General features: G+C 69.3%; 25 protein-coding genes and 1 tRNA gene. 21 read left to right on the top strand and 5 right to left on the bottom strand.

Going from position 1 to position 25,937, the window contains the following annotated elements; all coding sequences use genetic code 11:
* Positions 1-99: 99 nt before the first annotated feature.
* Positions 100-492 carry an acyl-CoA thioesterase gene (locus ACYVAK_RS01080; protein ID WP_461057116.1) on the bottom strand — a complete coding sequence of 131 codons (393 nt, stop codon included), beginning with the start codon at positions 490-492 and terminating at the stop codon, positions 100-102.
* Positions 489-3,464: an excinuclease ABC subunit UvrA gene (gene uvrA / locus ACYVAK_RS01075; protein ID WP_461057114.1), complete on the bottom strand. Its 2,976-nt coding sequence runs from the start codon at positions 3,462-3,464 to the stop codon at positions 489-491. The genes ACYVAK_RS01080 and uvrA overlap by 4 nt, the downstream gene beginning before the upstream one ends.
* A gap of 287 nt (positions 3,465-3,751) precedes the next feature.
* Here uvrA and rplU point away from each other — a divergent pair, with 287 nt between their 5' ends.
* From rplU to cgtA, 3 genes are all read left to right on the top strand, one after another.
* The gene (gene rplU / locus ACYVAK_RS01070) at positions 3,752-4,063 is read left to right on the top strand and encodes a 50S ribosomal protein L21 (RefSeq protein WP_461057112.1); all 312 of its coding nucleotides are present in this window, start codon (positions 3,752-3,754) and stop codon (positions 4,061-4,063) included.
* A 26-nt stretch (positions 4,064-4,089) separates the two neighbouring features.
* Positions 4,090-4,350 carry a 50S ribosomal protein L27 gene (gene rpmA / locus ACYVAK_RS01065; RefSeq protein ID WP_297864906.1) on the top strand — a complete coding sequence of 87 codons (261 nt, stop codon included), beginning with the start codon at positions 4,090-4,092 and terminating at the stop codon, positions 4,348-4,350.
* Between the two features lie 140 nt (positions 4,351-4,490).
* On the top strand, positions 4,491-5,582 hold the full coding sequence (gene cgtA / locus ACYVAK_RS01060) for an Obg family GTPase CgtA (protein WP_461057110.1): 1,092 nt from the start codon (positions 4,491-4,493) through the stop codon (positions 5,580-5,582).
* 103 nt (positions 5,583-5,685) lie between these two features.
* Here cgtA and rpsT read toward each other — a convergent pair whose 3' ends face one another.
* Entirely contained in the window at positions 5,686-5,955 is a 270-nt protein-coding gene (gene rpsT, locus ACYVAK_RS01055) for a 30S ribosomal protein S20 (RefSeq protein WP_297864904.1), read from the bottom strand.
* Between the two features lie 119 nt (positions 5,956-6,074).
* Between rpsT and murJ the strand changes: the two genes are divergently transcribed.
* From murJ to ACYVAK_RS01015, 8 genes are all read left to right on the top strand, one after another.
* On the top strand, positions 6,075-7,634 hold the full coding sequence (gene murJ, locus ACYVAK_RS01050) for a murein biosynthesis integral membrane protein MurJ (RefSeq protein WP_461057108.1): 1,560 nt from the start codon (positions 6,075-6,077) through the stop codon (positions 7,632-7,634).
* Between the two features lie 49 nt (positions 7,635-7,683).
* Positions 7,684-8,658, top strand: coding sequence for a bifunctional riboflavin kinase/FAD synthetase (locus ACYVAK_RS01045; RefSeq protein WP_461057106.1), 975 nt, complete (start codon positions 7,684-7,686; stop codon positions 8,656-8,658).
* Positions 8,655-11,534, top strand: coding sequence for an isoleucine--tRNA ligase (gene ileS / locus ACYVAK_RS01040; RefSeq protein WP_461057104.1), 2,880 nt, complete (start codon positions 8,655-8,657; stop codon positions 11,532-11,534). The genes ACYVAK_RS01045 and ileS overlap by 4 nt, the downstream gene beginning before the upstream one ends.
* Positions 11,535-11,544: 10 nt before the next feature.
* On the top strand, positions 11,545-12,066 hold the full coding sequence (gene lspA, locus ACYVAK_RS01035) for a signal peptidase II (RefSeq protein ID WP_461057102.1): 522 nt from the start codon (positions 11,545-11,547) through the stop codon (positions 12,064-12,066).
* A complete protein-coding gene (ispH, locus tag ACYVAK_RS01030) occupies positions 12,063-13,019 on the top strand; it encodes a 4-hydroxy-3-methylbut-2-enyl diphosphate reductase (protein WP_461057100.1) in 957 nt (318 codons plus the stop codon). The genes lspA and ispH overlap by 4 nt, the downstream gene beginning before the upstream one ends.
* A gap of 37 nt (positions 13,020-13,056) precedes the next feature.
* Positions 13,057-13,132, top strand: a tRNA-Thr gene (locus tag ACYVAK_RS01025).
* A 213-nt stretch (positions 13,133-13,345) separates the two neighbouring features.
* Entirely contained in the window at positions 13,346-14,740 is a 1,395-nt protein-coding gene (gene radA, locus ACYVAK_RS01020; protein ID WP_461057098.1) for a DNA repair protein RadA, read from the top strand.
* A gap of 54 nt (positions 14,741-14,794) precedes the next feature.
* The gene (locus ACYVAK_RS01015) at positions 14,795-15,307 is read left to right on the top strand and encodes a GNAT family N-acetyltransferase (RefSeq protein ID WP_461057096.1); all 513 of its coding nucleotides are present in this window, start codon (positions 14,795-14,797) and stop codon (positions 15,305-15,307) included.
* Between the two features lie 15 nt (positions 15,308-15,322).
* Here ACYVAK_RS01015 and ACYVAK_RS01010 read toward each other — a convergent pair whose 3' ends face one another.
* Positions 15,323-16,129 carry a cytochrome C assembly family protein gene (locus ACYVAK_RS01010; RefSeq protein WP_461057094.1) on the bottom strand — a complete coding sequence of 269 codons (807 nt, stop codon included), beginning with the start codon at positions 16,127-16,129 and terminating at the stop codon, positions 15,323-15,325.
* Positions 16,130-16,233: 104 nt separating this feature from the next.
* On the opposite strand from ACYVAK_RS01010, the gene ffh reads away from it, so the two are divergent.
* The 6 genes from ffh to ACYVAK_RS00980 all read left to right on the top strand — a co-directional run bounded on the left by ffh (position 16,234) and on the right by ACYVAK_RS00980 (position 20,310).
* Positions 16,234-17,610, top strand: coding sequence for a signal recognition particle protein (gene ffh, locus ACYVAK_RS01005; RefSeq protein ID WP_461057092.1), 1,377 nt, complete (start codon positions 16,234-16,236; stop codon positions 17,608-17,610).
* Between the two features lie 149 nt (positions 17,611-17,759).
* A complete protein-coding gene (gene rpsP, locus ACYVAK_RS01000; protein WP_297864893.1) occupies positions 17,760-18,008 on the top strand; it encodes a 30S ribosomal protein S16 in 249 nt (82 codons plus the stop codon).
* Between the two features lie 43 nt (positions 18,009-18,051).
* Entirely contained in the window at positions 18,052-18,558 is a 507-nt protein-coding gene (rimM, locus tag ACYVAK_RS00995; RefSeq protein ID WP_461057090.1) for a ribosome maturation factor RimM, read from the top strand.
* 11 nt (positions 18,559-18,569) lie between these two features.
* Entirely contained in the window at positions 18,570-19,322 is a 753-nt protein-coding gene (trmD, locus tag ACYVAK_RS00990; protein WP_461057088.1) for a tRNA (guanosine(37)-N1)-methyltransferase TrmD, read from the top strand.
* 94 nt (positions 19,323-19,416) lie between these two features.
* Complete coding sequence (gene rplS / locus ACYVAK_RS00985) at positions 19,417-19,794, top strand: 50S ribosomal protein L19 (protein WP_461057086.1); 378 nt, start codon at positions 19,417-19,419, stop codon at positions 19,792-19,794.
* An 87-nt stretch (positions 19,795-19,881) separates the two neighbouring features.
* Positions 19,882-20,310, top strand: a complete 429-nt coding sequence (locus tag ACYVAK_RS00980) for an RNA-binding S4 domain-containing protein (protein WP_461057084.1) — start codon at positions 19,882-19,884, stop codon at positions 20,308-20,310.
* 2 nt (positions 20,311-20,312) lie between these two features.
* Here the strand turns inward: ACYVAK_RS00980 and mutS are convergent, their stop codons facing one another.
* Complete coding sequence (gene mutS, locus ACYVAK_RS00975) at positions 20,313-22,886, bottom strand: DNA mismatch repair protein MutS (protein ID WP_461057082.1); 2,574 nt, start codon at positions 22,884-22,886, stop codon at positions 20,313-20,315.
* Between the two features lie 51 nt (positions 22,887-22,937).
* On the opposite strand from mutS, the gene ACYVAK_RS00970 reads away from it, so the two are divergent.
* From ACYVAK_RS00970 to ACYVAK_RS00955, 4 genes are all read left to right on the top strand, one after another.
* Complete coding sequence (locus ACYVAK_RS00970) at positions 22,938-23,447, top strand: CinA family protein (protein WP_461057080.1); 510 nt, start codon at positions 22,938-22,940, stop codon at positions 23,445-23,447.
* A gap of 67 nt (positions 23,448-23,514) precedes the next feature.
* Positions 23,515-24,159: a transcriptional repressor LexA gene (lexA, locus tag ACYVAK_RS00965; RefSeq protein WP_461057078.1), complete on the top strand. Its 645-nt coding sequence runs from the start codon at positions 23,515-23,517 to the stop codon at positions 24,157-24,159.
* Positions 24,160-24,338: 179 nt separating this feature from the next.
* Complete coding sequence (recA, locus tag ACYVAK_RS00960) at positions 24,339-25,373, top strand: recombinase RecA (RefSeq protein WP_461058594.1); 1,035 nt, start codon at positions 24,339-24,341, stop codon at positions 25,371-25,373.
* Positions 25,370-25,933 (top strand): regulatory protein RecX, encoded by a 564-nt coding sequence (locus ACYVAK_RS00955; protein WP_461057076.1) that lies wholly within the window; start codon positions 25,370-25,372, stop codon positions 25,931-25,933. Before recA ends, ACYVAK_RS00955 begins: the two co-directional genes overlap by 4 nt.
* The last annotated feature ends 4 nt before the right edge of the window (positions 25,934-25,937 follow it).

Raw genomic sequence — 25,937 nt, 5'->3', positions numbered from 1 at the left:
GGGTGGTGGGATCGTGAGCCCATCAACGGACGAGGCCAAGCCCCGGGGTCAGGACTTGGCCTCGTGTTCAGCCCGGGTTGTCCGCTCGCCTGAGGGGGGCTACTCGCAGGCCGCGCGGATGCTTGCCGGCAGCGGAATCGACGCGCCGCCGTGGTCGACCCACACCATCACGGTGGTGCCGTCGGCGTACAGCACGCCGCCCTGCGTCGCACTCTCGATGCGGTGGCCAAGCGTCAGGCTCTTCGTGCCCAGCTTTTCCGCGTGCAGCGTCACGCGCAGGCGTTCCGGCCAACCGATGGGGCGGCGGTAGTTCATCGTCGCCGCGGCGAGGATCGGCGCGCAGTCGACGGCGGCCCAGTCCGCGGTGAGGCTCTTGAACCAGGCCACGCGCGCTTCCTCGATGAAGCGGAGGTAGCTGGCGTTGTTCACGTGGTTGAAGGCGTCCATGTCGCCCCAGCGCACGTCCATCGCGATCTCGAAGACGGTCTTCATGCCCTTTCCTTCGTCTTGGTGGCGGCCTTCGCGGCCTTTTTCGCGGCTTTCTTGGCCGCGACCTTCTCTTCCTCCGTCAGGCGCACGGGCGGCGGCGGTGCCGCCTTCATGCGCCGAGGGGCCGGGGCCACCGGCGCGGTCGCCGGAGCGGCGTCCAGCAGCTTGGCGAGGAAGTGCCCGGTGTGCGACGACGGATGCGCGGCGATCTGCTCCGGCGTGCCGGTCGCGACGATGGTGCCGCCGCGGTGGCCGCCCTCGGGGCCGAGGTCGATCACCCAGTCCGCGGTCTTCACCACGTCGAGGTTGTGCTCGATGACCACCACCGTGTTGCCGTCGTCGCGCAGCTTGTGCAGCACGGCGAGCAGGTGCTCGATGTCGGCGAAGTGCAGGCCGGTGGTCGGCTCGTCGAGGATGTAGAGCGTGCGGCCGGTGTCGCGCCGCGACAGCTCCTTCGACAGCTTCACGCGCTGCGCCTCGCCGCCGGAGAGCGTCGTCGCGCTCTGGCCGAGCTTGATGTAGCTCAGGCCGACGTCCATCAGCGTCTCGAGCTTGCGGGCGATCGACGGCACCGGCTCGAACAGCTTGAGCGCGTCCTCGACCGTCATCTCCAGCACGTCGTGGATGCTGTAGCCCTTGTAGAGGATCTCCAGCGTCTCGCGGTTGTAGCGCTTGCCGTGGCAGACGTCGCAGGGCACGTACACGTCCGGCAGGAAGTGCATTTCCACCTTGATCAGGCCGTCGCCCTGGCAGGCCTCGCAGCGGCCGCCGCGCACGTTGAAGCTGAAGCGGCCCGGCGCGTAGCCGCGGGCGCGGGCCTCCGGCACCTGCGCGTAGAGCTCGCGCAGCGGCGTGAACAGGCCGGTGTAGGTCGCCGGGTTCGAGCGCGGCGTGCGGCCGATCGGCGTCTGGTCGATGTCGACGACCTTGTCGAACAGGTCCATGCCCACGACGTCGCGGTGCGGCGCGGGCGTCGCGCCCGAACCATTGAGCTCGCGGGACGCGAGCGCGAACAGCGTGTCGTTGATGAGGGTGGACTTGCCGGAACCCGACACGCCCGTCACCGCGACGAACAGGCCGGCGGGGATCTCGAGGTCGACGTTCTTGAGGTTGTTGCCGCTGGCGCCGAGCAGCTTCAGCCACTCGCCCTTGCGCGGCGGGTGGCGCCTCGACGGCACCTCGATGCGGCGCTCTCCGCTCAGGTACTGGCCGGTGATCGAGCGCTTTGATGCCATGATCTGCTCGACCGTGCCTTGGCCGACGACTTCGCCGCCGTGCACGCCGGCACCGGGGCCGATGTCCACCACGTGGTCGGCGAGGCGGATGGCGTCCTCGTCGTGCTCGACGACGATCACCGTGTTGCCGAGGTCGCGCAGGCGGGTGAGGGTGCCGAGCAGGCGCTCGTTGTCGCGCTGGTGCAGGCCGATCGAAGGCTCGTCGAGCACGTACATCACGCCGACGAGGCCGGCGCCGATCTGCGAGGCGAGGCGGATGCGTTGCGCTTCGCCGCCGGACAGCGAGTCGGCCTGGCGGTCGAGCGTGAGGTAATCAAGGCCGACGTCGACGAGGAAGCGCAGGCGCTCGCGGATCTCCTTGACGATCTTCACCGCGATCTCGCCGCGCCACCCCGGCAGCGTGAGCTCGCTGAAGAAGGCCATGCAGGCGTCGACCGGCAGGTGCGCCACCGCCGGCAGGTTGCGGCCATCGACGAACACATGGCGCGCCATCCGGTTCAGGCGCGCGCCGCCGCAGTCGGGGCAGGGCTGGTCGCTGATGTACTTTGCCAGCTCCTCGCGCACCGTCTGCGATTCGGTCTCGCGGTAGCGGCGCTGCAGGTTCGGCAGGATGCCCTCGAACGGGTGCTTGCGCTGGCTGCGGCCGCCGTTCTCGGTGATGTAGGTGAAGGCGATGGCTTCGCCGCCCGAGCCGTTCAGCACGGCGTCGCGGGCCTTGGCCGGCAGGTCCTGCCAGGGCGTGTCCACGCTGAAGCCGTAGTGTTTGGCGAGCGCAGCGACGAGCTGGAAGTAGTAGATGTTGCGGCGGTCCCAGCCGCGCACCGCGCCGTTGGCCAGGCTCAGTTCCGGGTGGCCGACGACCTTCGCCGCATCAAAGACCTGCGTCAGGCCGAGGCCGTCGCAGGTCGGGCAGGCGCCGACCGGCGAGTTGAAGGAGAACAGGCGCGGCTCGAGTTCGGGCAACGAGTAGTCGCAGTGCGGGCAGCCGTACTTGCTGCTGAACATCTGCGGGGCCGCGGCCGGATCGTCCATGTCCACCACCAGGGCCACGCCATCGGCCAGCTTCAGCGTCGTCTCGAAGCTCTCGGCGAGGCGCTGCTTCAGGTCGGGGCGCGGCTTGAATCGGTCGACCACCGCCTCGATCGTGTGTTTCACCCGCAGCTCGAGCTTCGGCACGGCGTCGATCTCGTGCACCACGCCATCCACGCGCACGCGGACGTAGCCCTGCGCGCGCAGGGCGTCGAACACCTGCGCGTGCTCGCCCTTGCGGTCGCGGACCACGGGGGCCAGCAGCATCAGGCGCTTGTCCTCCGGCATGGCCAGCACGGTGTCGACCATCTGGCCGATCGTCTGCGCTTCCAGCGGTGCGTCGTGGTCGGGGCAGCGCGGGGTGCCCACGCGGGCGTAGAGCAGGCGCAGGTAGTCGTGGATCTCGGTGATCGTGCCGACCGTCGACCGCGGGTTGTGCGAGGTCGATTTCTGCTCGATCGAGATGGCCGGCGAGAGGCCCTCGATGTGGTCGAGGTCCGGCTTCTCCATCACCGACAGGAACTGCCGCGCGTAGGCCGAGAGCGACTCGACGTAGCGGCGCTGGCCTTCCGCGTAGATCGTGTCGAAGGCCAGCGAGCTCTTGCCGGAGCCGGACAGCCCGGTGATGACGATGAGCTGGTCTCGCGGCAGGTCGAGATCGATGTTCTTCAGGTTGTGGGTGCGGGCGCCGCGGATGCGGATCTGGTCCATGGAGGGTCTGGGCGCAGGGGCAATCGGCTAGTCTAGCCCTCCCACGTCGCCGGGCCGTGACCCCTCGACGCACGGCGCCGGCAGCCGCCCCCGGGGCCGTTTCCGGCCCGCCGTCCGCGGCCGGCCCTGCCTGAACGAACCCGATCCTCGGCTTGCACCCGACCGGGGCGCTCCCCCATACTTCGCGACTCCCTGCGTCCAGCCCGGCCCGACCGGCGCCGCGTGGGGGTGGCCGACGGCCCAGCCGGCAGCCGAATCCCTAAGAAGAACTACATAGGAATCGCAACATGTACGCAGTCGTCGTCACCGGCGGTAAGCAGTACCGCGTGATGAAGGGCGAAACCCTCCGCGTCGAGCTGATCGACGCCGAGCCGGGCGCCAACATCGAAATCAATGACGTCCTCCTGGTCGGCGATGGTGAGAAGATCACCGTCGGCGCGCCGAAGGTGGCGGGCGCCAAGGTCACCGCGACCGTCAAGGGTCACGGCCGCCTGGACAAGGTCCGCATCGTCAAGTTCCGCCGCCGCAAGCACCATCGCAAGCAGATGGGCCACCGGCAGCACTTCACCGAACTCGAGATCACCGGCATTTCGGCCTGATCCGTCCGTCCTAAGGAGAACACGTCATGGCAAGTAAAAAGGGCGTTGGCTCGACCCGTAACGGCCGCGATTCCAACCCGAAGTACCTCGGTGTGAAGATCTTCGGCGGCCAGGCCGTCGAAGCCGGCAACATCATCGTCCGCCAGCGCGGCACCGAGTTCCATCCGGGTGCCGGCGTCGGCATCGGTCGCGACCACACGCTGTACGCGCTGGTCGACGGCAAGGTCGATTTCTCGGTGAAGGGCGCCAACAAGCGCCGCACCGTGAGCGTGGTCGGCGCCGAGTAATCGGCCCGCGACGCGGTCCCGGCCTGCCGGAGTCGCCGCTCGCCACGCACCGCAACACACGACGCTCCGCCACGGCGGGGCGTCGTCGTTTCTGGCGGCGCCGCCTCGCGAGGCCGGCCGCCGCCCACTTGGAGTTCCCCATGAAATTCGTCGACGAAGCCGAGATCTCCGTCCACGCCGGCAACGGCGGCAACGGCTGCATCAGTTTCCGCCGCGAGAAGTTCATCCCGCTCGGTGGCCCCGACGGCGGTGACGGCGGCAACGGCGGCAGCGTCTGGCTGGTTGCCGACGAGAACCTCAACACCCTGATCGACTTCCGCCACCAGCGCGTCTACCGCGCGCAGCGCGGACAGAACGGCATGGGGCGCGACATGTACGGCAAGTCCGGCGAGGACGTGGTCATCCGCGTGCCGGTCGGCACCGCCGTGTGCAACGTCGCCACCGACGAGATCATCGGCGACCTCACCGAGCACGGGCAGCGCCTGCTGGTCGCCAAGGGCGGCGACGGCGGCAAGGGCAACATCCACTTCAAGACCTCGGTGAACCGTGCTCCGCGCAAGGCGACGCCGGGTTGGCCGGGCGAGGAGCGCGAGCTCCGCCTCGAGCTGAAGCTGCTCGCCGACGTCGGCCTGTTGGGCTTCCCGAACGCCGGCAAGAGCACCTTCATCCGCGCCGTCTCGGCGGCGACGCCGAAGGTGGCGGACTACCCGTTCACCACGCTGTATCCGAACCTCGGCGTGGTCAGCGTCGAGGCCTTCAAGAGCTTCGTGATCGCCGACATCCCTGGCCTCATCGAGGGCGCGGCCGACGGCGCCGGCCTCGGCGCGCTGTTCCTGCGCCACGTGCAGCGCACCCGCCTGTTGCTGCATCTCGTGGACATGGCGCCGATGGACGAGGGCGTCGATCCGGTGGAGCAGGTGCGGGCGATCGAGAACGAGCTGCGCAAGTACGACCCGGCGATGCTGGAGAAGCCGCGCTGGCTGGTGCTCAACAAGGCCGATCTGCTCGACGAGGAAGAGACCGCCGAGCGCGTCGCCGATGTCGTGAAGCGGTTGGGCTGGACTGCGCCGCACTTCGTGGTCTCGGCCATTAGCCGCGAGGGCACGCGCCCGATTATGTTGAAGGTGCAGCAGTTCTTCGACGACCTGAAGCACCAGGCGGCCGAAGCGGCCGAGGACGCTGCATGGGTCCAGCGAAACGGCCCGGCGCCGCGGACGGGCGAGGGCGCCTGACGGCGCCCGGATCCGTCAGCGGCAGGCAACAAAAAAGCCGGCAAATGCCGGCTTTTTCGTGTTCCATGGTCCACGTGGGACCATGGAAGGCGGCGCCCTTGGATCAGGCGGCCTTGAGGGCCTTGATGTGACCGTTCAGGCGGGCCTTGTGGCGGGCGGCCTTGTTCTTGTGGATCAGGCCACGCGAGGCGTAGCGGTCGAGGATCGGCTGGGCGATGGCGAAGGCGGCTTCCGCGGCGGCGGCGTCCTTGGCATCGATGGCCTTGACGACCTTCTTGACGGCGGTACGCAGCATCGAGCGCTGGGCCGAGTTGCGGGCATTGCGAACAGCGGCCTGCTTGGCGCGCTTCTTGGCGGACTTGATGTTGGCCACGGACGGCTCCTGCGTGAAACTGGGTAAGATGGTGCACGAAAGACCGCGGAGTATTGGGGAAAAACCTTGGTGCGTCAAGAAGTAAGCGGCTTTCCGGCCCTGGCGTTCAGGAACCCCGCGTGAAGAAGCCTGCCCTGCTGCGGTCCACGGCCGTTTTCAGCGCCATGACCCTGCTGTCCCGCCTCGCCGGCTTCGCCCGCGACGTGCTGCAGGCCAGCCTGTTCGGCGCCTCGGCAGCGATGGACGCCTTCGTCATCGCCTACCGGATCCCGAACTACCTGCGGCGCATCTTCGCCGAGGGCTCTTTCTCGTCGGCCTTCGTGCCCGCGTACTCGGCATTGAAAGAGCAGGGCGATCGCGAGGCGGTGCGGGAATTCCTCGACCACGTCGCTGGCGCTTTGTGTGCCGTCGTGATCGTCGTGGCCGGGCTCGGCATGCTCGCGGCGCCATGGATCGCCGCGGTCTTCGCCCCCGGGGCGCTCGACCAGCCGGGCCAGATCGACGTCATCGCGGCGATGCTGCGCGTGACCTTTCCTTACCTTGTCTTCATCTCGATGACGGCCTTGGCCGGTGCCGTGCTGAACAGCCATGGCCGCTTCGGCCTGGCGGCCGTGACCCCCGTGCTGCACAACGTCGCAATGATCGCGGCGATGTTGGCGCTGGCGCCGCTGTTCGATGTGCCACCGATGGCCTTGGCCTGGGGCGTGCTGCTGGCCGGGGCGCTGCAGTTCGCCCTGCTGTGGCCGGCCCTCGGGCGGATCGGCGCGCGGCCGCGGTTCCGGCTGGATTTCCGCCATCCCGCCGTGCGCCAGGTCGGCGCGCTGATGCTGCCGACGCTGTTCTCGTCCTCGGTCGCCCAGCTGAACCTGATCGTCGGCACCATCTTCGCCTCGCTGCTCGTCACCGGCAGCCAGACCTGGCTCTACAACGCCGACCGCCTCAGCGAGTTCCCGCTGGGCCTGTTCGGCGTGGCCATCGGCACGGTGATCCTGCCGCACCTCAGTTCGCGCCACGCGGCGGGGGACGGCGAGGGCTATGCCAAGGCCATCGACTGGGGGCTGCGCATGGTGATGCTGGCCGGCATCCCGGCGGGCGTTGGCCTGCTCATGCTGGCCGAACCCTTGGCCTCGGCCATGTTCCAGCACGGGGCGTTCACCGCCGACGACGCGCGGATGACCGGCCTCGCGCTGTCGGCCACGGCCATCGCCGTGCCCGCCTTCATGCTGACCAAGGTGTTGCTGCCGGCCTTCTTCGCCCGCCAGGACACCAAGACGCCGATGCGTGCCGCGGTGGTCACGGTGTTCATCAACGTCGCGCTGACTGCCGCCATCACCACGCCGCTCTGGCACTACGGCGTGCATGGCGCCCACGCGGGCATCGCGCTGGCCACGGCGCTCGCCGGGGTGGCGAACGCGGTCCTGCTTTGGGTATGGCTGCATCGAGAGGGCATCTATCGCCGACAGCCGGGGTGGATCCGTTACCTCGTGCAGGTGCTGCTGGCGGCGGCCGCGATGGCGGTGGCGCTGTGGGGCCTGCGCGCCTGGCTGGGCGACTTCACGGCCATGCCGCTGTGGCCCAGGGTGGGCTGGGTCCTCGGTTGCGTCGCGGCCGGTGCCGCGGTCTATGCCGCGGCCCTGCTGGCGCTCGGCGTTCGACCCCGGCAGGTGTGGGCGCACTGAACCGCGGGGCGCCGCTTCGTCGGGCCTTGGCCGCTATACTCCAGGGCTTATGAGCCTGCTGTTCCGTGACATCGGGGGCGCGTCGCCCACCCCCGCCGGCAGCGTGGTCTGCATCGGTGCGTTCGACGGCCTGCATCGGGGTCATCAGGCGCTGATCGGCCGCGCCCGCGCCCGTGCGCGCGAGCTCGGCCTGCCGCTCGTGGTGCTGAGCTTCGAGCCGCTGCCGCGCGAATTCTTCATGGCGCCCGAGCCGCCGGCGCGATTGATCCTGCCTGCTGCGAAGATCGCGGGCCTGCAATCGCTCGAGGTCGATGTGATCGGCCTGCTGCGCTTCAACCCGGCGATGGTCGCCATGGCCGCTGAGGATTTCGTCCGCGCGGTGCTGGTGGCGAAGCTGCACGCCTGCGAAGTGTGGGTCGGTCCCGATTTCCGCTTCGGCCACCGCCGCGGCGGTGACGTCGCGCTGCTGCAGCGGATGGGCGCCGAGCTCGGCTTCGCGACGCACGCGTTGCCGCTGGTCGAGGATGCCGGTGAGCGCGTGTCGAGCACCGCCGTGCGCGCTGCGCTCGCGAATGCCGAACTCGACCGCGCCGCGGTGCTTCTGGGCCGGCCCTACGCCATCCCCGGCCGCGTCGTGCGCGGCAAGCAGCTCGGCCGCACGCTGGGCTACCCGACGGCGAACCTGCGCTTCGGCGGCAAGCGCCCGCCGATGCACGGCATCTTCGCCACCTGGGTGCACGGTGTCGGCGACCGGCCGATGGCCAGCGTCTCCAGCCTCGGCACGCGGCCCACGGTGAACGGCAAGGAGCCCCTGCTCGAAGCCCACCTGTTCGACTTCAATGGCGATCTCTACGGCAAGCGCCTGAGCGTCGAGTTCGTCGCCAAGCTGCGCGACGAGCTGAAGTTCGACGGCCTGCCCGCCCTGATCGAACAGATGGATCGCGATTCGGCCGAAGCCCGCGCGATCCTCGCCGGCCGCGCCAGCGCCGGCCATCCCCAACCCTTGAGCCTGACGACGCCGTGAGCATCGATTACAAGAGCACCATCTCGCTGCCGGACACGGCGTTCCCGATGCGCGGCGACCTGCCGAAGCGCGAGCCCGTCACGCTGCAGCGCTGGCAGGACGGCCGCCTGTACGACCAGGTGCGCGCGAATGCCGCGGGCCGCCCGCGCTTCGTGCTGCACGACGGCCCGCCCTACGCCAACGGCAACATCCACATCGGCCATGCGGTCAACAAGATCCTCAAGGATCTCGTAGTGAAGTCGAAGCTGCTGGCCGGTTTCGATGCGCCCTACGTGCCGGGCTGGGACTGCCACGGTCTGCCGATCGAGCTCGCCGTCGAGAAGAAGTTCGGCAAGGTCGGCGACAAGCTCGACGCCGCCGCGTTCCGGCAGAAGTGCCGCGAGTACGCCGCCGAGCAGATCGCCGGCCAGTCGCGCGACTTCCAGCGTCTTGGCGTGCTGGGCGATTGGGACCACCCCTACCGCACGATGGATTTCCGCTTCGAGGCCGACATGGTCCGCGCGCTGGCGAAGATCGTCGCCCGCGGCCACCTCGTGCGCGGCGCCAAGCCGGTGCACTGGTGCTTCGACTGCGGCTCGGCGCTGGCCGAGGCCGAGATCGAATACGCCGACAAGACCTCGCCGATGGTCGACGTCGCCTACGACGCGCGCGATCCGAAGGCATTGGCCGCGACCTTCGGCGTCGACGCCGGTGACGCCATCGTCGCCGTGCCGATCTGGACCACCACGCCGTGGACCTTGCCGGCCTCGCTGGCGGTGACGCTGGGCGCGGATCTTCCCTATGCGCTGGTCGAAGGCCCGGCGCGCGATGGCCAGCGCGTGCTGCTCGTGCTGGCCGAAGCGTTGGTCGAGAAGGCGCTGGCGCGCTACGGCGTCGCCGAGGCCCAGGTGCTCGGCCGCATCGAGGGCCGCGCGCTCGAGGGCCTCGTGCTCGCGCATCCGTTCTACGCGCGTGACATTCCGCTGATCCTCGGCGACCACGTCACCGCCGACGACGGTACGGGGGCGGTGCACACCGCGCCGGGCCACGGCCAGGAGGACTTCGCCGTCGGCAAGCTCTATGGGCTCACCGACCGCTACACCGCCGCGCAGATCAATCCCGTCGACGGCAAGGGCCTCTACCTGCCGGGCACGCCGCCGATCCCGACGCCGGACGGCGAGGTCGCGATCGCCGGCACGCACCTGTGGAAGGCGAACGACCTCATCGTCGCGGCGCTGGCCGCCCGCGGCGTGCTGCTGGCCTCGGGCAAGCTGCACCACAGCTATCCGCACTGCTGGCGACACAAGACGCCGGTGGCGTTCCGCGCCACGCCGCAGTGGTTCATCTCGATGACGCAGGCGAACCTGCGTGCCGACGCGCTGGCCGCGATCAAGGGCGTTGCTTGGTTTCCCGACTGGGGCGAGGCGCGCATCAGCGCCATGGTCGACGGCCGTCCGGACTGGTGCATCTCCCGCCAGCGCACCTGGGGCGTGCCGATCGCGCTGTTCACGCACCGGATCACCGGCGAGATCCACCCGCGCACGGCGGAACTGATGGCCGCGGTGGCCGCGAAGATCGAGCAGGGTGGGGTGGACGCGTGGTTCGCGCTCGATGCCGCCGAACTGCTCGGCGCCGAGGCCAGCGACTACGAGAAGGTCACCGACATCCTCGACGTCTGGTTCGATTCCGGCGTCACCCACGAGGCCGTGCTCGCCGCGCGGGCCGACGAGGGCCTGGGCAAGCCGGCCGATCTCTACCTCGAAGGCTCCGACCAGCACCGCGGCTGGTTCCAGAGCTCGCTGCTCACCGGCGTGGCGATGGACGGCGTCGCGCCCTACCGGCAGGTGCTGACGCACGGCTTCACCGTCGATGCGCAGGGCCGGAAGATGTCGAAGTCGATCGGCAACGTCGTCGAGCCGCAGAAGGTCATCGACCAGATGGGCGCCGACGTGCTGCGCTTGTGGGTGGCCAGCACCGACTACCGCAACGAGATGTCCGTCTCCGACGACATCCTGAAGCGCACGGCCGACGCCTACCGCCGCATCCGCAACACCGCGCGCTTCCTGCTCGGCAACCTCGCCGGTTTCGATCCGGCCACGCATCGGCTGCCGAACGGCGAACTCCTGTGGCTCGACGCGCAGGCGGTGGCCCGCGCCGGCGAGGTGCAGGCCGAGATCACGGCGGCCTACGCCCGCTACGACTTCGCCGCCGTGGTCGCCGCGCTGCAGAACTACTGCACCAACGACCTTGGCGCGCTGTACCTCGACGTCACCAAGGACCGCCTGTACACCATGCCGGTGGACAGCCGCGGCCGCCGTTCGGCGCAGTCGGCGATGTTCCGCATCGCCCACGCGCTGGTGCGCTGGATCGCGCCGATCCTGAGCTTCACCGCCGACGAGCTCTGGCAGCACCTGCCGGGATCGCGCGAGGCGCACGTGCTGTTCACCACATGGAGCGCTGACCTCGATCCGCTGCCGGCCGGTGGCGCGCTGTCGGGCGAGGGTTTCGCGCGATTGCTGGCCCTGCGCGAGGCCGTGGCCAAGGTGCTGGAGCCGATGCGCGCCGGCGGCGCGATCGGCGCTTCGCTCGAGGCCGAGATCGACCTGTACGTCGATGACGCCACGCTCGGGATGCTGGCGCCGGTCGCCGACGAACTCCGCTTCCTGTTCATCACCAGCGAGCTGCGCCTGCATCCGGCGTCCGCGAAGCCGGACGATGCGGTCGGCGCCGAGGGCGTCGCCGGTGCGTTCATCCGGGCGGTGCCAAGCTCGGCGGCGAAGTGCGTGCGCTGCTGGCACTACCGCCACGACGTCGGCTCGCACGCCGACCATCCCGAGCTCTGCGGCCGCTGCGTCGACAACGTCGACGGCCCGGGCGAAGTCCGCCGCTACTTCTGATCGCCGCCCCGTGACCGTTTCGACCTCAAGCGCTTCGACCGCGGCCACTGCCAGCCGCAATGCGCTGGCGTGGCTGTGGCTCTCCGCCGTCGTCATCGTCCTCGACCAGGCCAGCAAGCTCTATTTCCTGTCGATCCTCGAGTACGGCGGGCCGGCCATCACTGTCATCGACGGCTTCTGGGAATGGCTGCTCGCCAAGAACCACGGCGCGGCCTTCAGCTTCCTCGCCGGGGCCTCGGGTTGGCAGCGCTGGTTCTTCAGCGCGCTGGCCATCGGTATCAGCGGCCTGCTGGTGCATTGGCTGCGCAAGCTGCCGCGCGGCCACTGGCACGAGGCCCTGCCGTTCGCGCTGATCATCGGCGGTGCGCTGGGCAACCTGATCGATCGCCTGCGTTTCGGCTACGTGGTCGACTTCATCCACTGGTATTGGCGCGAGCACAGCTGGCCCGTGTTCAACCTCGCGGATTCCGCGATCGTGGCCGGTGCCGTCCTGCTGGTGGTCGCGACGTTCCTTCCGGGAGCCCGTCGATGAGCTTCGAGGTGTTGCTGGCCAATCCCCGCGGCTTTTGCGCCGGTGTCGACCGCGCCATCGAGATCGTCCAGCGTGCGCTGGAGCAGTTGGGTGCGCCCATCTACGTGCGCCATGAAGTGGTGCACAACAAGTTCGTGGTGGAGGACCTGCGGGCCAAAGGCGCTGTGTTCATCGAGGACCTTGCCGACGTGCCGCCGGGTGCCACGCTGATCTTCAGTGCGCACGGGGTGTCGCAGGCCGTGCGCCATGAGGCTGCCGAGCGTGGGTTCAAGGTCTTCGATGCCACGTGCCCGCTGGTCACCAAGGTGCATATCGAGGTGACGCGGCATTGCCGGGCCGGCCGCGACGTCGTTCTGATCGGTCATGCCGGCCACGTCGAAGTCGAAGGCACGATGGGGCAGTGGCGCAAGGAGGCGGGCACGGGCTCGATCTACCTCGTGGAGGACGTCGAGCAGGCCGAGCGCATCGCTATCGACCAGCCCGAGAACGTCGCCTTCACCACCCAGACGACGCTCTCGGTCGACGACACGAAGGACATCATCGCCACGCTGCAGCGCCGTTTCCCGGCCATGCAGGGGCCGCGCCACGACGACATCTGCTACGCCACCCAGAACCGGCAGGACGCCGTGCGCGACCTCGCCGCCCGCTGCGACCTGATCCTTGTGGTCGGCAGCCCGAGCAGTTCGAATTCGAACCGCCTGCGGGAGCTGGCCGAGAAGAACGGCGTCGAGGCCTACCTCATCGACGGGGCGGAGCACGTCGACCCGCGCTGGGTCGAGGGCAAGCGCTGCGTCGGGGTGACCGCCGGCGCCTCGGCGCCCGAACTTCTGGTGCAGGGCGTCATCGCGAGGCTGGCCGAGTTGGGTGGCGGCGCGGCGAAAGAGCTTGCCGGCAAGCCGGAAGACGTCGTCTTCGCCCTGCCCAAGGAACTCAGGATCAGTCTGGTCGATTGACCGCGGGGCAGTGCCCTACTAAAATCTTCCGTCTGATGCCGGTGTAGCTCAGTTGGTAGAGCGGCGCATTCGTAATGCGTAGGTCGGGGGTTCGAGTCCCTTCTCCGGCACCATCAGTCCCTCCGTCCCCGAAGCGTCTTTCCGAGCCTCCCTCGTGATGGGGTGGGCGTGACCGCTGCCGATGGCGCGATGTCCCGGCGCGCCGGCTGACGTGCCCCTCCTGCCCCCTCGAGCCGCCAACGCCATGGGTCGTGCGCGGGTAATGCGTCTCGTGACGTGCGACCCGCGCATGGCAAGCTCGACGCTTGGTCTTTGGGAGCGACGGCGTGGCGGTCACTGGCAGCAAATCCAAGGCGAAGACGGCTTACGTCTGCACCGATTGCGGGGCGAGCTACTCGAAGTGGCAAGGGCAGTGCGAGGCCTGTGGCGCCTGGAACACGCTGTCGGAAATCGTTGTCGAGCCGGCGTCGGGCAAGGCGAATTCCCGCCACGGGAATTGGGCGGGTGCGCCGGAGCAGGCCCGCATCACGCCGCTGGCGGCGGTGAAGCATGAAGCCGAATCGCGTGTGTCCACCGGCATCGGCGAGCTCGACCGCGTCCTCGGCGGCGGCCTCGTGGAAGGCTCGGTGGTGCTGGTAGGCGGCGATCCCGGCATCGGCAAATCGACGCTGCTGCTGCAGGCGATCTCGGCCATGGCCGCGCGCGTGCCGGGCCTGTACGTCACCGGCGAGGAAAGCCTCTCGCAGGTCGCCGGGCGGGCGCAGCGTCTGGGCCTCGGCATCGATGGCGTGCAGGCGCTGGCGGAGACCTGCGTCGAGCGCATCCTGTCGCAGGCGGCGCAGGCCAAGCCGCGGCTGATGATCGCCGACTCCATCCAGACCCTGTGGTCGGAGTTGCTCACCGCGGCGCCCGGCTCGGTGAGCCAAGTGCGCGAGAGCGCCGCCAAGCTGGTGCGCTTCGCCAAGGAAACCGGCACCGCCGTGTTCCTGGTCGGCCATGTCACCAAGGAAGGCGGCATTGCCGGCCCGCGCGTGCTCGAGCACATGGTCGATGCCGTCCTCTATTTCGAAGGCGAGGCCGGCAGCCGCTTCCGCGTGCTGCGTGCCTTCAAGAACCGCTTTGGCGCCGTCAATGAACTCGGCGTCTTCGCCATGGGCGACAAAGGCCTGCGCGAGGTGTCGAACCCCTCGGCGATCTTCCTGTCCGGCGCGCGTTCGCCGCAGCCTGGCAGCGCGGTGATGGTGACGCGCGAGGGCACGCGGCCGTTGTTGGTCGAAGTGCAGGCGCTGGTCGACCAGTCACCGCTCGCGAATCCGCGCCGCGTGGCCTTGGGCCTCGAGCAGAACCGGCTCGCGATGCTGCTGGCAGTGCTGCATCGCCATGGCGGCGTCGGCGTCTTCGACCAGGACGTGTTCGTCAATGTCGTCGGCGGCATCCGCGTGCAGGAGACCGCCGCCGACCTGCCGGTGCTGCTCGCCGTGCTGAGCTCGCTGCGCGACCGTCCGTTGCCGGAAAAGACGATCGCCTTCGGCGAGGTGGGCCTTTCCGGCGAGCTGCGTCCGGTCCCGAACGGCGAGGAGCGGCTGAAGGAAGCCTCGACGCATGGCTTCAAGCGCGCGGTCGTTCCGAAGGCCAATGCGCCGAAATCCGGCCGCATCGGCGACCTCGAGGTGATCGGCGTCGAGCGGCTCGCGGAGGCGCTCGAGCAGGCGGTGGATTGAGTGGCCGCGTCCCGGCCCCCTGAGCCGTTCGTCGTCCCGTTCGAGGGGGGGAGGGTGCGGCCGTGGGCGGCCAGCGACGTCGAGGCCATGGTGCGCCACGCCAACAACCCGCGCGTGGCCCGCTTCCTCTCGAAGCGCTTTCCACACCCCTACACCCGCGACGATGCCGCGCGTTGGTTCGCTTTCCTGCAGGCGCAGGACGATCCCGAGGGTTGGGCCATCGAGATCGGGGGCGAGGCGGTGGGCGGCATTGGCTTCCGCCTCGGCGAGGCCGAGTTCGCGCACAGCGCCGAGCTCGGCTACTGGCTTGGCGAGGTGCACTGGGGGCTTGGCGTGATGGCCCGCGTGGTCCGTGCGGTCCTGCCCGTGGCCGTCCATCGCTGGCAGCTGTCGCGAATCACCGCCTACGCCGCCTCGGCCAACCACGGTTCCGTTCGCGTGCTCGAAAAGGCCGGCTTCGTCCGTGAGGGCCTGATGCGCGCCCGCGCCATCCGCGACGGTGTCGTGCAGGATCACGTCGTGTTCGGCTGGGTCGACGAGGGGCGATTGGCCGAACTCGGCGGTTGACGCCGTGCGAACGCCTCAGCGCGCCAGCAGGAACTCGTAGACGAAGCGGCTGCCGAAGAACGCCAGCCCGAGCAGCAGCATCGCGGCCAAGGTCCAACGCGCGGCCCTGGCACCCCGCCAGCCCCAGCGCCAATGGCCGAACAGCAGGGTGGCCAAGACGGCCCAGCTGAGCAGCGAGAGCACGGTCTTGTGCATGAGGTGCTGGGCGAAGAGGTTGTCGACGAACACCAGCCCCATTGCCAGCGCCAGCGTCAGCAGGGCGAACGCCGCGACCAGCGTCCGGAATAGCAGGCTTTCCGACTGCGTGAGCGGTGGCAGGATCCTTACGACGCCGGTGATGCGCCGCTGTCGCAGGGCGCGCTCCTGCAGCCAGAGGCCGGCGGCGAACAGCGCCGCGAGCGCAAGGGCGGCGTAGGCGAGCAGCGCCAGCCAGGCATGCATCAGGATCGGCCAGGGCAGGTCGTTGCTGCCGCTCCCGGGTTGCGCGCCGAAGGCGTAGATCAGTACGCAGGCCGCGGCGACCGGGAACACCACGACGCCCAAGGCTTCCAGTCGCTCAAGGCGAGCTGCGGCGACAGAGAGCGCCGCCATGCCCAAGCTCACCAGCGACAGCGCGGCGTAGAAATGCAAGTCCGGCGCGCCGCGCAGGTGCCCTGCCCAGACATGCAGACCAAGCTGCAAGAGGACGCCGTTGCCGGCGAAAAGCAGGGGCCAGACAGCGCCGTGCGCCGATCCGCCCGCCTGCAGGCGGCGTCCCAGCCCGAGGGCGGCGAGCGCATAGGCGAGAGCGGCGAGGGCCGCGAGGATCAAGACCGTGGGCATGGCGGCAGTGTCGCACAGCGTCACGGGAAACGAGAACGCCTCGCATCGGTCCCGGGGCTATACTTCGCGCCCCGCTTTCCCGCGTCCCTGCAGCGCTTTCCGCCATGTTCGAATCCCTGACCCAGCGACTGTCCGGCACCCTCCAGCGCCTCCGCGGGCGCGGTCGCCTGAGCGAGGAGAACATCCGTGAGAGCCTGCGCGAGGTCCGCATCGCCCTGCTCGAGGCCGACGTCGCCCTGCCGGTGGTTCAGGCACTGATCGAGCGCATCAAGGTGCGCGCGGTGGGTCAGGAGGTGCTCCAGTCACTGACGCCGGGCCAGGCGCTGATCAAGGTCGTCCGCGACGAGATGACGCTGGTGATGGGCGGGCAGGGCGCCGAGCTCTCGCTGGCCCAGCAGCCGCCGGCGGTGATCCTGATGGCGGGCCTGCAGGGTGCGGGAAAGACCACCACGGTCGGCAAGCTCGCCAAGCACCTGAAGGAGCGCCGCAAGAAGAAGGTGATGGTGGTCAGCTGCGACGTCTACCGTCCGGCGGCCATCGCGCAGTTGCAGACGCTGGCCGGCCAGGTCGGCGCGCTGTTCCACCCGTCCGAAACCGGCCAGAAGCCGGTGGATATCGCCCGCGCCGCCATCGACGCCGCCAGGCGCAACGTGGTCGACGTGCTGATCGTCGACACCGCCGGTCGCCTTGCCATCGATGCGGAGATGATGGCGGAGATCAAGGCGCTGCATGGCGCGGTCGATCCGGTCGAGACGCTGTTCGTCGTCGATGCGATGACCGGCCAGGACGCCGCCAACACCGCCAAGGCCTTCGCCGAGGCACTCCCGCTCACCGGCGTCGTCCTCACCAAGACCGACGGCGACGCCCGCGGTGGTGCGGCTTTGTCCGTGCGCTACATCACCGGCAAGCCGATCAAGTTCGTGGGCGTGGGCGAGAAGCCCGACGGCCTCGACGTCTTCCATCCGGATCGCGCCGCCAGCCGCATCCTCGACATGGGCGACGTGCTGTCGCTGGTCGAGGAGGTCGAGCGGAGTGTTGATCGGGATAAGGCCCAGAAACTCGCTGAGAAGGTCGCCAAGGGCAAGCGCTTCGACCTGAATGACCTGCGCGACCAGATGCTGCAGATGCAGAGCATGGGGGGGCTCACCGGGCTGATGGACAAGCTGCCCGGCATGGGCCAGATCCCCGACAGCGTGAAGGCGCAGGTCACCGGCAAGGAAGTGCCGCGGATGATCGCGATCATCAATTCCATGACCCCGAAGGAGCGCCGCAATCCCGACCTGCTGAACGGCTCCCGCAAGGCCCGCATCGCCAAGGGCTCCGGCACCAGCCCGGCCCAGGTGAACCAGGTCTACAAGCAGTGGCAGCAAATGGAGAAGATGATGTCCAAGCTGTCCAAGGGCGGCATGAAGGGCATGCTGCGCGGCATGCAGGGGATGATGGGCGGCCGCGGTTTCCCGGGCGGCGGCTTCCCCCGCTGAGCCGGAGCCCGGTGAGCCTGAACGGCACCCCGGTCCTGCCCCGGCGCTGTCCTCTTGGCTTTGCCTTTTGGGGCCGGCCCCGCTAGACTTTCCAATTCCCTGCCCCTGAACGGGCAGGTATGACCCCAAGAACTACAGAGCAAACAGCAATGGTCAAGATCCGCCTGGCTCGCGGTGGCGCCAAGAAGGCCCCCTTCTACCACGTCGTCGTCACCGACGGCCGCAACGCCCGCGATGGCCGCAACATCGAGCGCGTCGGCTACTACAACCCGGTCGCCCGTGGCGCCGAGAAGCGCGTCGAGATCGACGCCGATCGCGTCAAGCATTGGGTGTCGCACGGCGCGCAGATGACCGACAAGGTCGCGCTGCTGGTCAAGGAAGCGGCCAAGGCCGCCTGATCCCGTTGCGCCACGGCCCGCCCGCTGGCGCACGAGACATGCCATGAGCACCGAGCGCCGCATCCTGTTGGGCAGGGTGATCGGCGCGTTCGGCGTTCGGGGTGAGCTGAAGCTCGAGTCCTGGACGAGCCCCCGCGACGCGCTGTTCCGCTACAAGCCCTGGCTTCTCGTCCATCGCGGCGAGGAAACCCCTGTGTCCGGTGCGAAGGGGAAGCTGAATCCCAACGGCTCGGTCACCGCCCGGTTTCCGGACGTGGAATCCCGTGACGATGCCGAGGCCCTCGTGGGCGCCGAGATCTGGGTACTGCGATCGCAGTTGCCGCCCTCGAAGCCGGGCGAGTACTACTGGGTTGATCTCGAGGGCCTGAAGGTCGCGACGGTCGACGGTGTCGAACTCGGCATGATCTCCCATCTGTTCAACAATGGTGCGAACGACGTCATCGCCATCAGGGGCGAGCGCGAGCGCTACCTGCCGTACACTCCGGACGTGGTGCGCGAGGTCGACCTCGACGGCGGCCGCATGGTCGTCGACTGGGACCCCGAGTTCTGACCCGCGCACCCATGCGCATCGACGTCCTCACCTTGTTCCCCGAGTTCATCGCCCAGTCGGCGGGGCTCGGCGTGGTGGGGCGGGCCACTGAACGCGGCCTCCTCGCGGTGAAGGGATGGAACCCGCGCGACTACGCCACCGGCAATTACCGGCGTGTCGACGAGCGTCCTTTCGGTGGCGGGCCGGGCATGCTGATGCTGCCCGAGCCGCTGGAGGCCTGCCTGGCCGCGGCGCGTGCCGACGGCGCCGCCGGCCCCATGATCTACCTTTCGCCCCAGGGCCCTCGATTCACGCAGGCCAAGGCGCGCGCGCTCGCCGCCACGCCCGGTTTCGTGCTGCTCTGTGGCCGGTACGAGGGCGTGGACGAACGGTTCCTGGATGCCCATGTCGACGAGGAGCTGTCGATCGGCGACTACGTGCTGTCCGGCGGTGAGCTCGGCGCAGCAGTGGTCATCGATGCCGTGGGCCGCCTGCTCGACGGCGCCCTGAACGATGCGGCCTCGTCGGTGCAGGACAGTTTCGAGGACGGCCTGCTCGATTGTCCGCACTACACCCGTTCGGAATCGATGGGAACCGACGGGGTGCCCGAAGTGCTCCTTTCCGGCGACCACGCGAAGATCGCCCGCTGGCGCCGGCAGCAGTCGCTCGGCCGCACCTGGTTGCGCCGGCCGGACCTGCTGGCCCGGATGGACCTGAGCCGCCAGGACCGGGCCCTGCTGGCCGAATTCATCGCCCGTCAAGTTTCGAGCCCCGACAGCCCCTAGCGCCGGCTGTCAAGACGGGGGTATACTTGCCGACTCGCCCGGGCCTCGAGCCTGCGTGGCGCGGCATCTAGAAGAACTACACAGGTTTAAAGCCATGAGCCAGCTCAACAAGTCGATCGTCGCCCAGTTCGAGGCCGAGCAGATCCAGCGCCAGCTGCCGGAGTTCAGCCCCGGTGACACGGTGATCGTCAACGTCAAGGTGAAGGAAGGCAACCGCGAGCGCGTGCAAGCCTTCGAAGGCGTCGTCATCGCCAAGAAGAACGGCGGCCTGAACTCATCGTTCACCGTCCGCAAGATCTCGCACGGCTTCGGCGTCGAGCGCGTGTTCCAGGCCCACAGCCCGGTCATCGACTCGGTCGAAGTCAAGCGCCACGGCAAGGTCCGCGCCGGCAAGCTGTACTACCTGCGCGATCTCGAGGGCAAGAAGGCCCGCATCAAGGAAGATCTGGCAGCCCGCAAGTCGGCCCAGTAATCCTGCTGCGCCAGCGGCACCCATGGACGGCCGCCTCGAGCGGCCGTTCGTGTTTCAGGTCGCCAAACCCGTTACTGGTACTGCTGCATGAGTTCCTCGCCGTCGAATGCCTCGATTCCTTCGGAAGGCGAGGGGGGCGTCCGCCTCGATCTGTGGCTCTGGGCCGCCCGCTTCTTCAAGACCCGTGCCCTGGCGAAAAAGGCCATCGAGCTCGGGCAGGTGCGAATCGACGGCCAGACCCTGAAGCCGAGTCGCACGGTGCGCGCGGGGCTCGTGCTCGCGATCGAGCGGGCCGGTGAGCGTTACGAAGTCGAAGTCCGCGGCGTTGCCGACCAGCGCGGCCCGGCCAGCGTCGCGCAACAGCTTTACGTCGAATCGGAAGCGTCCGTGGCCGCGCGCTTGGCCGAACGCGAGAAGCGGCGCTTCGAGGCACAGGGTTACCAGCCGCCCGAGACGCGACCCAACAAGCGCCAGCGCAGGCTCATTCAAGCCTTGGGCGATCTCGACGCGCTCTAGCGCTACAGCATCGCCTTCAGACGGTAGAGTGCTTCCAGCGCCTGCTTCGGCGTGAGTTCGTCCGGATCGACGGCGGCCAGCGCATCGAGCGCCGGCGGCGGGCTGCGGAACAAGGCCATCTGTGCCGGCTGTTCGATGGCGGCCGGCGATGTCGCGGTGGCCGGCATGTCGCGGCTGCGCTGCTCCAGTTCCGCAAGCGTGCGCCGCGCTTCCCCCAGCACCGCGCGAGGCAAGCCGGCGAGGGCCGCCACCTGCAGGCCGAAGCTGCGGTTCGCCGGGCCGTCTTTCACCGCGTGCATGAAGACCAGCGTCTCGCCGTGCTCGACGGCGTCGAGGTGCACGTTGGCGATGCCGTTGCTGCCGTCGCCGGCCAGCGCCGTCAACTCGAAGTAGTGCGTGGCGAACAGCACGAAGCCGCGATTCACGTTCGCAAGATGCAGCGCGCAGGCCTGCGCCAGCGCGAGGCCGTCGTAGGTCGAGGTGCCGCGGCCGATCTCGTCCATCAGCACCAGCGAGTGCGCCGTGGCGTGGTGGAGGATGTAGGCCGTCTCGCTCATCTCGACCATGAAGGTCGACTGGCCCTTGGCGAGGTCGTCGCCGGCGCCGATGCGCGTCAGGATGCGGTCGATGGGCCCGAGCACGCAGCGCGAGGCCGGCACGAAGCTGCCGGCATAGGCCAGCAGCGCGATCAGCGCGGCCTGGCGCATGTAGGTGCTCTTGCCGCCCATGTTCGGGCCGGTGATCACGAGCATCCGTCGCTCGGGCGACAGCACGAGGTCGTTCGGTTCGAACGGCGCCTCGCGCACCGCTTCCACCACCGGGTGGCGGCCGCGTTCGATGTGGAGGCCGGGTTCGGCGACGAGCTGCGGTTCGACCCAGTCCAGCGCCAGCGCGCGCTCGGCGAAGGCCGCCAGCACGTCGATCTCGGCCACCGCCTCGGCGGCGGCCTTCAGCGGGTTCAGCACGGCGTTGAGGCCGTCGAGCAGGTCTTCCCAGAGCTGCTTCTCGCGCGAGAGCGCGCGGTCGCGCGCCGAGAGCACCTTGTCCTCGAACTGCTTCAGCTCGTCGGTGATGTACCGCTCCGCGCCGGTGAGCGTCTGTCGCCGGCTGTAGTGCAGCGGCGCCTTGTCGGCCTGGCCCTTGCTGATCTCGATGTAGAAGCCGTGGACGCGGTTGTAGCCGACCTTCAGCGTCGCGATGCCGGTGGCGGCGCGCTCGCGGGCCTCCAGATCCAGCAGGAATTGGTCCGCATTGGTCGAGAGCACGCGCAATTCATCGAGCTCGGCGTCGAAGCCCTCGGCGATGACGCCGCCGTCCACCAGCTTCAGTGGCGGCTGCGGCGCGATGGCCTTCTGCAGCCAGTCCGAAGTCTCGGCGTGCTCGCCGAGCCGGGCGAGCAGGGCGGCGAGGCGCGGCGAATCGAGCGGCGCCAGCGCGTCGCGCAGGGCAGGGAAGAGTGCGACGCCATCGCGCAGGGTGGACAAATCACGCGGGCGCGCCGAGCGCAAGGCCACGCGCGACAGGATGCGTTCGAGGTCGCCGACGCGGCGCAGCGCTTCGCGCAGGCCCTCGAAGGCGCGGGACTCCAGGAGGTGGCGCACCGCATGGTGGCGTTCGGCGACCACGGCCTGCGTGCGCAGTGGCCGGTGCAGCCAGCGGCGCAGCAGGCGGCCGCCCATCGGCGTGATCGTGCTGTCCACCACGCCCAACAGGGTGTGCGCGGTGTTGCCGTCGACGCGGGTATCGATCTCCAGATGCCGGCGCGTCGCCGCGTTCAGCGCGATCGCCTCGTCCGCCGCCTCGACCGCGATGGCGGTGAGGTGCGGCAGCTGTTGCTTTTGCGTCTCCTCGACGTAGCCGAGCAGGGCGCCTGCGGCAGCCGTCGCCAGCGCTTTGCCTTCGAGCCCGAAGGGCGAAAGGTCGTGGAGGTGGAAGAAACGCAGCAGGGCGCGGCGGGCGCTGTCGGCGTCGAACAGCCAGGGCGCGCGGCGACGGGCGCCTTGCCGCTGGGTGACGGCGGCCGGCCAGCCGTCCTCGTCGGGCACGAGGACCTCGGCCGGCTCGAGGCGGGCCAGTTCGGCGGCCAGCGCGTCCTCGTCGGCGACCTCGTTGGCGAGGAAGCGGCCGCCGGCGAGGTCGGCCCAGGCGAGGCCGTACCCGACCTTGCCGCGCACTACCGCCATCAGCAGCGTGTCGCGGCGTTCCTGCAGCAGGGCTTCGTCGGTCACCGTGCCCGGGGTGACGATGCGGACGACCTTGCGCTCGACGAGGCCCTTGGCCAGCGCCGGGTCGCCGATCTGCTCGCACACCGCCACGGATTCGCCCAAGGCCACGAGGCGGGCGAGGTAACCTTCGTAGGCGTGCACCGGAACGCCGGCCATGGGAATCGGCTGGCCGCCGGACTGGCCGCGCTGCGTCAGCGTGATGTCCAGCAGCCGCGCCGCCTTGCGGGCGTCGTCGTAGAACAGCTCGTAGAAGTCGCCCATGCGGAAGAACAGCAGCAGGTCCGGATGCTCCGCCTTGGCGGCGAAGAACTGCTTCATCAGCGGGGTGTGCTGCGGGGCGTCGCTGGCCATTCTCGAATGCGCGGGCTGACCGCTCGGGCAAGGGCCGGCTAGTCTAGCGGGATGGACACGCCCCACCTCCCCACCGACGCCGAGCTCGGCGCGCTGGCCCGCCAGTTGGCCGACGCGCTCATCGCCCGGCGCCTGTTCGTCAGCACCGCCGAGAGCTGCACCGGCGGCTGGATCGCCAAGACCCTCACCGACCTCGCCGGCAGCTCGGCGTGGTTCGACTGCGGCATGGTTGCGTACAGCTACGAGGCCAAGCAGGCCATGCTCGGCGTCCGTCCGCAGACCCTGGAGCGCGAGGGCGCGGTCAGCCGCGAGACGGTGATCGAGATGGTGTCGGGTGCGTTGGTGCATTCGGCGGCGTCCGTGGCCGTCGCGGTGACGGGCATCGCCGGCCCGGGTGGCGGCACGGCCGACAAACCGGTAGGGACGGTCTGGATCGGCTGGAAGCGCCGCGGCGGCTACCCCAAGGCCGAGGTCTTCCATTTCGTCGGGGACCGCGAGGCGGTGCGGCGGCAGACCATCGCGGCGGCCTTGAAGGGCTTGCTCGCCCTCACCACCGGCTGACCGGATCGGCGACTCTGGCGGGGGGGGGGGCTTGTGGCGGGATCGGGTTAGTAGTATTACTACCCACATGCCGCTGACCGACGTCCAGACCGCCATCCTCGAGTTCCTCGCCGAGCGCATCGAGTCGGAGGGCATGCCGCCCTCCCAGACCGAGATCGCCCGCGCCTTCGGCTTCAAGAGCGTCCGAGCCGCCCAGTACCACCTCGAGGCCCTCGAAGCGGCTGGCGCCATCGAGCGCCTGCCCGGCAAGGCCCGCGGGCTGCGCGTGCTGCAGGCACCGGCCAAGGCCCAGGCCGCCTTGTCCCTGGCTCCGGCGGTCGAGGACGACGCCGTCCGCCTGCCGGTGCTCGGGCGCGTCGCCGCGGGCCAGCCCATCGGGGCCGACATCGGCAGCGATGCGACCGTTGTGCTCGACCGCCACGTCTTCCACCCGACGCCGGACTACCTGCTGCGCGTGCAGGGCGACTCGATGCGCGACGAGGCCATCCTCGACGGTGACCTGATCGGCGTGCGCCGCACGGCGGATGCCCGCCACGGCCAGGTCGTGATCGCACGGGTGGACGGCGAGATCACGGTCAAGGTGCTGCACTTCGGTGGGGAGGGCCTGCGCCTGATGCCGCGCAATCCGGCGCATGCGCCGATCACCGTCGCCGAGGACCAAGACTTCGCCATCGAAGGCCTGTTCTGCGGGCTGCTGAGGCCGTCCCGGTGAGGTTGGACGACGTCCAACCCGCTCGTTTTCCGACCCGGTCCCGCGGTCACTGCTGCTGTTCCAGCAGCACCGCGCGCTCCAGAGTCACCCTTCGTTCCGCCGCTGTCTCAGCCGGTGCGAAACGCTTCCTCCAGACTCCTTTCCACACCCTCTGACCCGAGACCCCGACGATGACCGCGATGGACGAGAACAAGAAGCGTGCCCTGACGGCCGCCCTGACCCAGATCGAACGCCAGTTCGGCAAGGGCACGGTGATGCGCATGGGCGACAAGAACGCCGAGGCCGCCGAGGTGATCGGTACCGGCTCCCTGATGCTCGACATCGCGCTGGGCATCGGCGGTTTGCCGAAGGGTCGCGTCATCGAGATCTTCGGGCCGGAATCCTCGGGCAAGACCACGCTCACGTTGCAGGTCATCGCCGAGTGCCAGAAGAACGGCGGCACGGCGGCCTTCATCGATGCCGAGCACGCCCTTGACCCGATCTATGCCCAGAAGCTGGGCGTGAAGCTCGACGACCTGCTGGTCAGCCAGCCGGACACGGGCGAACAGGCGCTGGAAATCGCGGACATGCTGGTGCGCTCCAATGCCGTCGACGTGGTCGTGGTCGACTCGGTCGCCGCGCTGACGCCGAAGGCCGAAATCGAAGGCGAGATGGGCGAGATGCAGGTTGGCCTGCAGGCCCGCCTGATGAGCCAAGCCCTGCGCAAGCTGACGGGCAACATCAAGCGCAGCAACACCATGGTGATCTTCATCAACCAGCTGCGCATGAAGATCGGCGTGATGATGCCTGGCCAGAATCCCGAGACCACCACGGGCGGCAATGCGCTGAAGTTCTACGCGTCGGTGCGCCTCGATATCCGCCGCATCGGTGCGGTCAAGAAAGGCGACGACATCATCGGCAACCAGACCAAGATCAAGGTCGTCAAGAACAAGCTGGCGCCGCCCTTCAAGCAGATCGTCACGGAGATCCTCTACGGCGAGGGCATCAGTCGCGAGGGCGAGCTGATCGACATGGGCGTGGACGCCAAGCTCGTCGAGAAGTCCGGTGCTTGGTACAGCTATGGCACCGAGCGCATCGGCCAAGGCAAGGAAAACGCTCGCGCATGGCTGAAGGACAACCCGAAGCAGTGCGCCGAGCTCGAAGCCAAGCTGCGCGAGCTCTATGTCCCGGCGGAAAGCCGCGGTGAAGAGGCCGAGGACCTCGCCGACGCGTGAGCATCCCGGGCGACGACGGTCGCGGGCCCCCGGAGCGCGGCCGGCGCGAGCGGCCCGCCCTGCCGGCCTACCAGCGGGCCCTCGGCCTGCTGGTCCGTCGGGAACATTCGGCCACCGAGCTGAGGCGCAAGCTCAGGGGCAAGGGCGTGGAGGCCGATGAGCTGGATTCCGCCCTGGAGACCCTGCAGCGCCAGGGGTTCCAGGACGATCGCCGCTATGCCGAGGCGTTGGTGCGCAGCCGCGCCTTGGCGGGGCAGGGGCCGGTCCGGATCCGCGCCGAGCTGCGGATGAATGGCGTTCCCGGCGCCGACATCGATGGCGCCTTCGAGGCGGCCGAGGGCGACGGGCTCGATTGGGCTGAGGTCGCCGGCCGCGTGGCCGCGCGCTTTGGCCCCGCCCTGCGCCGGGCCCGGGGGCCGGAGGGCCTCAAGCAGCGCCACCGGGCCATTGCCTTCCTGCTGCGGCGGGGGTTCTCGCAGGAGCAGGCCCGGACGGCGCTGGCCGTCCGTCCGGACGAGGACGGATTCGACGCCGGCGATTTCCTTCCCAGCGACGATTAGGCGC

This window comes from Silanimonas algicola (assembly GCF_054777375.1).
The sequence above is the reverse complement of the archived record's forward strand: the minus strand, read 5'-3'. Positions and strand labels throughout refer to the sequence as shown.